Source organism: Falsiroseomonas oryzae (genome assembly GCF_027856955.1).
Lineage (GTDB): Bacteria > Pseudomonadota > Alphaproteobacteria > Acetobacterales > Acetobacteraceae > Falsiroseomonas > Falsiroseomonas oryzae.
Window position 1 is genome coordinate 1 of the sequence record NZ_JAPSMD010000632.1, and the last position, 2394, is coordinate 2394.

General features: G+C 75.1%; 3 protein-coding genes. All 3 read left to right on the plus strand.

Translation table 11 applies throughout. From position 1 onward, the window contains the following. On the plus strand, positions 1-699 hold a 699-nt coding region (locus OZN99_RS29890; RefSeq protein WP_333779787.1), incomplete at its 5' end, for an acetyl-CoA carboxylase biotin carboxyl carrier protein subunit. Between the two features lie 47 nt (positions 700-746). Continuing rightward, positions 747-1712, plus strand: coding sequence for a Bug family tripartite tricarboxylate transporter substrate binding protein (locus OZN99_RS29895; RefSeq protein WP_270938853.1), 966 nt, complete (start codon positions 747-749; stop codon positions 1710-1712). Between the two features lie 141 nt (positions 1713-1853). Beyond that, the gene (locus OZN99_RS29900) at positions 1854-2294 is read left to right on the plus strand and encodes a response regulator (RefSeq protein ID WP_270938854.1); all 441 of its coding nucleotides are present in this window, start codon (positions 1854-1856) and stop codon (positions 2292-2294) included. Positions 2295-2394: the final 100 nt, after the last annotated feature.

Genomic DNA, 2394 nt, shown 5'->3' on the forward strand with positions numbered 1-2394 from the left:
GCGACGCCGGCCTTCGCCGCCGCCGACCTCGACACAGGCTTCATCGCGCGCCACCCGGGCCTGCTCGCGCCCACGCCCCCCCCGCCGCGCGCCGCGCTGGCCGCCGCGGTGCTGCGCCTGCTGCGCGACGAGCCGGTCACCGATCCCGCGGATCCGCATTCCCCCTGGGGGCTCGCCACGGCCTGGCGGCTGAACGGCGAGGGCTGGCAAGATTTCTCGCTGGTGGATGCGGAGGCGACCATCGTCGTCCGCGCCCATCTTGGCGCCGCGCTGCGCCTCGACCTGCCTGGCGGCCCCGCCGGCATCGAGGGCGTGCGGTGGGAGAACGACGCGCTGGCCTTCCGCCTGGACGGCGTTGCGCAACGCGCGCGCGTGCTGCGCGAGGGTGACGCGATCGCCGTGGTCCTCGACGGCGCGACGCATGAGCTGCGCCATCTCGACCCGCGTGCGCCCTCCGGCGTGGCGGACAGCACGGGCGGCCGCGTCGTCGCGCCGATGCCCGGGCGCGTGCTGCAGATCCTCGCGGCACCCGGCGACGCCGTGTCGCGCGGCGCCGTGCTGCTGGTGATCGAGGCTATGAAGGTGCAGATGCGCATCACGGCGCCGGCCGACGGCGTGGTCGCCGCGATCCGCTGCGCCGTCGGCGAGCTGGTGGAGGACGGCGCGGAACTCGTCACGCTGGAGGCCGCGCCGGCCTGACGTCACGCGCGCCGGCGCGCGATCCGGCGGAAGGGGAGGAAACGACAATGACCCGTATCACGCGCCGCGCGACACTCGCGCTCGCCGCCCTGTCCGTCGCGGCGCCGCGCCTTGCGCTCGCGCAGGCGCGCAGCGTTCGCCTGGTCGTGCCCTATCCGCCGGGCGGCACCACCGACCTGACGGGCCGCATCCTGGCGCCGCGCACGGCGGAGATCCTCGGCCAGCAATGGGTGATCGAGAACCGCTCCGGCGCGAACGGCGCCGTGGGCGCGGAAGCCGTGGCGCGCAGCGCGGCGGACGGCACCACGCTGCTCTACTCCAACGAGGTGCTGACGGTGCTGCCCTTCGTGCAGCGCAACGTGCCCTTCGACCTGCAGGCCGACTTCACCCCGGTCGCGCGCACCGTCTCCATTCCCTACGTCATGGTGGGCGGCACCAGCCTGGCGGCGCAGAACCTGGCGCAGCTGCTGGAGGCGATCCGGCGCAGCCCCGCCACCTTCTCCTTCGCCGGTTCCTCGCTCGGCTCCGTCGGACAGCTCGCCACGGCGGCGCTGTGGCAGAAGCTCGGCGTGGAGGCGACCTTCGTCTCCTACCGCGGAACGGGGCCGGCGATGAACGACCTGGTCTCCGGCGCGGTCAGCCTGTTCATCGCGCCGATGGGCCCGGCGCTGCCGCTGGTGCGCGACGGCCGGCTGCGCGCGTACGGCGTCACCTCGGCCCGGCGGGAGGCGGTGCTGCCGGATGTGCCGACGCTGGTCGAGGCAGGCTTCGCCGACATGGTCTATGAGGGATGGTGCGGATTGTGGGGGCCGCGCGGCCTGCCCTCCGACCACGTCGCGCGGATCAACGCGGCGGTGAACCAAGCCTGCAACGAGCCCGCCAACGCGCAGCGGATGGCGGGCGTCGGCCTGACGCCGCTGAACGAGACTCCGCAGGCCTTCGCGCAGCTGATCGCCGAGGAGATCCCGCGCAACCGGGCGCTGGTCGAGGCCGCGCGCATCCAGCCGGAGTGACGCGTGTTCACCTCCGGTTGATGTTCGCCCGACACTCTGGGTGCCCGGGGCGACAGGCGCCCCGGCGCGCCGTGTCGCCTCGCGGCGTCCTCGAGGTGGCAAGCGCGCATGCCCGTCCCGGCTGAACCCCGTCCCGCCTCGGTGTCCCTGTCCGCAGGGCGGACCGATGGCCGCTGGCGGCTGCTGGTGGCGGAGGACATGCGCGCGAGCCGGCTTCTGCTGCAGGCGCTGCTGCAGCGTGCCGGGCATGAGGTGGTCGCGGTGGAGGATGGCGCGCAGGCGCTCTCCATGCTGCGGGCCGCATCCTTCGATGCCGTGGTGCTCGACCTGCACATGCCGGGGATGGACGGGCTGGACGCGGCCGTCGCCATCCGGCGCGGGCCTGGCCGGGACGCCCGCGTCCCGCTGATCGCGCTCAGCGCCGAATCGCCCGAGGAGGCTGGGCCACGCTGCCGCGCCGCCGGCTTCGACGCGGTGCTGCCCAAGCCGTGCGACGCAAGGCGGCTGTTCGCCCTGATTGCGGCGCTGCGCCGTGGAGCCGACGCGGCGATCCCGCATCGTCCGGTGGGCGCCCCGGGCTGAGGTCGCTCCCCCGGGCCGCGGAAGGGTGAGGATCCCGGTTGCGGCGCGCGGTCGTGACCCGCGCGGGGTCAGCCGCGCCCGGCGCGCCGCGGCGTCGCGC

Excerpts from the sequence above, each read along its gene's own strand:
- OZN99_RS29895 (WP_270938853.1), top strand. The coding sequence starts at position 747 with ATGACCCGTATCACGCGCCGCGCGACACTCGCGCTCGCCGCCCTGTCC.